The organism is Methylomonas lenta, from assembly GCF_001644015.1.
Taxonomy (GTDB): domain Bacteria; phylum Pseudomonadota; class Gammaproteobacteria; order Methylococcales; family Methylomonadaceae; genus Methylomonas; species Methylomonas lenta.
This window is the reverse complement of the sequence record NZ_LUUI01000062.1, coordinates 1-3,590: the sequence shown is the minus strand read 5'-3', so window position 1 is coordinate 3,590 and position 3,590 is coordinate 1. Positions and strand designations below refer to the sequence as shown.

General features: G+C 48.9%; 4 protein-coding genes. All 4 read right to left on the bottom strand.

The features are described 5' to 3' along the window. Window positions 1-87: 87 nt before the first annotated feature. Entirely contained in the window at window positions 88-912 is an 825-nt protein-coding gene (locus A1359_RS04250) for a polysaccharide deacetylase family protein (RefSeq protein WP_066978497.1), read from the bottom strand. Continuing rightward, window positions 909-2,030: an acyl-CoA dehydrogenase family protein gene (locus A1359_RS04245; protein ID WP_066978494.1), complete on the bottom strand. Its 1,122-nt coding sequence runs from the start codon at window positions 2,028-2,030 to the stop codon at window positions 909-911. The genes A1359_RS04250 and A1359_RS04245 overlap by 4 nt, the downstream gene beginning before the upstream one ends. A gap of 102 nt (window positions 2,031-2,132) precedes the next feature. Continuing rightward, entirely contained in the window at window positions 2,133-2,870 is a 738-nt protein-coding gene (locus A1359_RS04240) for a DUF429 domain-containing protein (protein ID WP_066978491.1), read from the bottom strand. A gap of 247 nt (window positions 2,871-3,117) precedes the next feature. Next, window positions 3,118-3,590, bottom strand: a 473-nt coding sequence (locus A1359_RS22690; RefSeq protein ID WP_066978485.1) for an REP-associated tyrosine transposase, incomplete at its 5' end; no start/stop codon positions are given.

Below are 3,590 nucleotides of genomic sequence, written 5' to 3'. Positions count from 1 at the left end.
CAAAGCATGGGAACCATAAACGGAAGTTGTTTTTGGCGAAATCCTTAATACCGGGTGCTCATTGTGACATAGCTGGCTGGCTATGGATTATTTTGATTGGTTTGCATATCTCTGCAATGTTACCGGGTGGAGTTTCGCCGCAACAACAGCCTCCAATAATGATGGTAACACTTCAAGAATAACCGGTACGCCTTCCAATGTGCGGGCCGCCTTACCGTCATGCAGCAGTAAAATATCGCCAGCGGTTAAACCGGTAACCAATTTAGCCAATACCATTTTGGCATCTTTTTCGACAGTATCGAAACCGCGGCGAGTCCAACTGACCAATTGCAAATCCAACCGACTTAATACCGGGTCCAATAATGGATTGCGTAAGCCAACCGGTGGCCGAAAAAAGCTGGGGCGGATGCCGGTGATGTTAGTTAAGGTCTGCTGGGCCGCATTCAATTCGTTAAACCAGCCGCCCAGCAATAAAAATGGCAGGTAGTATTTATGCTGCATGCTGTGGTTTTCCACGGCATGTCCGCGTTTAACAATCTCCCGACACAAATCCGGATAACGCTGAGCTTTTTCGGCGATACAAAAGAAGCTGGCTTTGGCACCGTAGTAATCAAGGATATCCAGCACGGTAGGGGTGACTTCCGGGTCCGGACCATCATCGATGGTGATGGCGATTTCGCCACGGGCAACGGCGGCGGCAGGAAGGGAGGTCCAGTTTGAGCCGACCCAATTACAACGCGGCCAGAGCCCGGCGAATGTCAGGATCAGATTATCAATGACGACGGCTGCCAAAACCCAACGCCAAATATCAGGACAAATCACAACCGTCACGGCTGCAGCTAGCGTGAAAATCAAGGAAGCTTTCATCAACAACGTTGGCTGCCAATTTCGATATGCCAGCAGAGACTTCATGAATGCACAGCCGGGCTATTGCCGCGATAGGCGTCACCGGTACCCAGCAAAGCCGCAATCAGGTTTTTCTGCACTTCGGAGCTACCGGAAAACAGCCGCCCGGCCAGCGCATCTTGCACCAATTCAGTCATGGTATTTCCTGGCTCCAGTCCTGCTGCCCCCATGATTTGCACTGCATCCAGGCTGGATTGCAAAAAGGCCTCAGCGGCATACAGCTTGGTTTGCGCAGAAGCCATGGTCAGCCTTTGCCCCGTATCGCAGAGTCGGGCGCATTCGTTAAGCCACAAATCGATAGTGTCCAGCCGCAATTTCATGTCGGCGATACGATGACTAATAGCTTGATGCTTCCCCAAATGCACGCCGCCGGAGTGCCTGTCCCGGCTATGTCGCACCACCTCATCCAGTTGCCATTGCATGATGCCGGCGATACCGGCAAATACAAAGGCTCGCTCGTATTCCAGAGCCTTTTGTATCATCTGCGCCCCGGCTCCAGCCTTGCCTAGCAGTCTGTCGTTATCAATTTTACAGTCTGCCAAAATCACGCTACCGGTCACGCTGCCCCGGCAAGCATTCAAACTGCCGTCATTATTGAATGTACAGCCCTGATCCTGGCGCGAAACCAGAAAAGCCGTGATCTTGCCGTCCAGCTTGGTATATACCACCAACCAGTCGGCCAGTGGCAGATTGGTGATGTAGCGCTTTTCGCCGGATAAGATGAAACCTTGCTCAGTGCGCTCGGCATGGCTAGTCATCGCTTGCACATCGGAACCACAGCTGGGCTCGGTAATGGCGTGGCCGCCCAGCCAGTCGCCGGCAATCAGCTTGGGTAAAAATCGCTGTTTTTGTGCCTCGTTGCCATACAGCAAAACCGGGAAAACAGCGCCCCACAAATGCGCGTTGATCATCAACAGCAACCCCGGGTCGCGGCTGACGTTGCCTAGTCGGCGATGGGTTTGGCACAAGGTGGCAAAGTTATCACTAAAGCCGCCGAAGTCTTCGGGCAAGGCATGCCGCAAAGCGCCTTGTTCGGCGATGGCGCGGAAACGGGCGAGGATTTGTGCTTGGTCCAGTCGGTCGGCATAAGGCAATAGTTCTGAAAATTCGGGAGGATTATTCATTGTTGTTTGGGTAGGGCATTTCTCTTCAAACTCCATCGAATCTAGGCGACAAAGTTAAGGTTGTATGACATTGCCTATGAATAAATAGGTCTTACCGCATATTTAAAGTGCAAGAGTATTCGGTTGTTCTGTGAAAACCATTTCCATTATCTTTCCACCAGAATCTTTTTCTGGGTTGACCGGCGCTGTTTGTAGGGCATCATCGGAGGTACTGGCAACCACTAAACCAACTAATGCATCTAATATATCGTCTCGTGAGACTTCTTTTCTGAGATATTCATTTATTGGTTTAGCGATGATTGATCGTAAATTTGGTAATAATTGCTCAAGTACTTGGATACGTTCTTCAAAGCCAGCCTCGCTTTTCTTAGGATTTTTCATGGCTTGCCGCTTATTTAATCCCCAGAAACATAGCTCAGGATGTATTTCGCGAATGACAATTTGTTTATTGCTATTTGCTGATAAAAAATCGTCGACCTCTCGAATTTTGGATGTAATCGCATATGCTTGCTGACTAAGCATTTTTCCACTAGCAACAAAACTTTGATACTTTGCATCTTCATAGGTTTTAGCTGAAAGTACTGGGCGGTATGGTGCAGGAAATACTGAGGATGACCGCTTACTACCAAGCATTTTGCGCGCAGCTTTGTCACATGCGCGCCCTTCAGAGCCACCATCTAATAATCCAATTGGAATATCAATGAATACCCGAGATTGTGATGGAAGGGTCTTGATCAGTATTTCCAGTGAAGAGACAACTCCATGTTTAATTGTCTCACCGTCTCGCCGGAAGTAGAACCATCCGCATTTGCATCCATCTACACCAACAGCTGTACTCATCGTATATTCTCAATAATTAATTATAAAATTTTATCGTTCCCACGCTCCGCGTCAATGCCATTAAGTTAAGAAAAAGCTCCCTCTCCTGCTGGAGAGGGTTGGGGAGAGGAGATTTATAATAAGGCAAAAAAGCTTTATTTAATCCCCTCATCCTAACCTTCTCCCGGAGGGAGAAGGGATTGTTCTTCCTTAACTTAATGGCAGTGACGCTCCGCGTGGTAACGCCACTCAGACGCTCCAGCGTCATCTACCATAAATTGATCTCAAGCAATCCGCGCTGTCCCGAATAATTAGAAGCACTGGAATAGCGCCAATGTTCCGGTAAATTCACGTAGCCGCGTTTGACGGGATTGGCATGAATATAGTATGGTTTCTCTCGCATCATAGCTTCGTTCAGAATGAGTTCTGCATGCACGCCTTCCTGCCAAAACTGAAAATCTCTATCCTGCTTGTGAGCGCATTTGGCTAACCGTAATCGTTGTAACAAGCGTTCGGCTCGCTTATCTTGTAAATGATCGATAATCTGACGGGCGGTGTAGGCTTTGAAGCTGGCGACACATTTATTCAGGCTGGCGCTTTGGGCGATGAAGTGCAGGTGGTTTTCCAAGATCACATAGCCATATAGTTTTAAACCGGATTGCTGCCTTTGGAATTGCCAGCAGTCCAGTAGGATTTGCACGGTTTCCGGGCGGGTGAATACCGGCAGCCATTCCACGACTG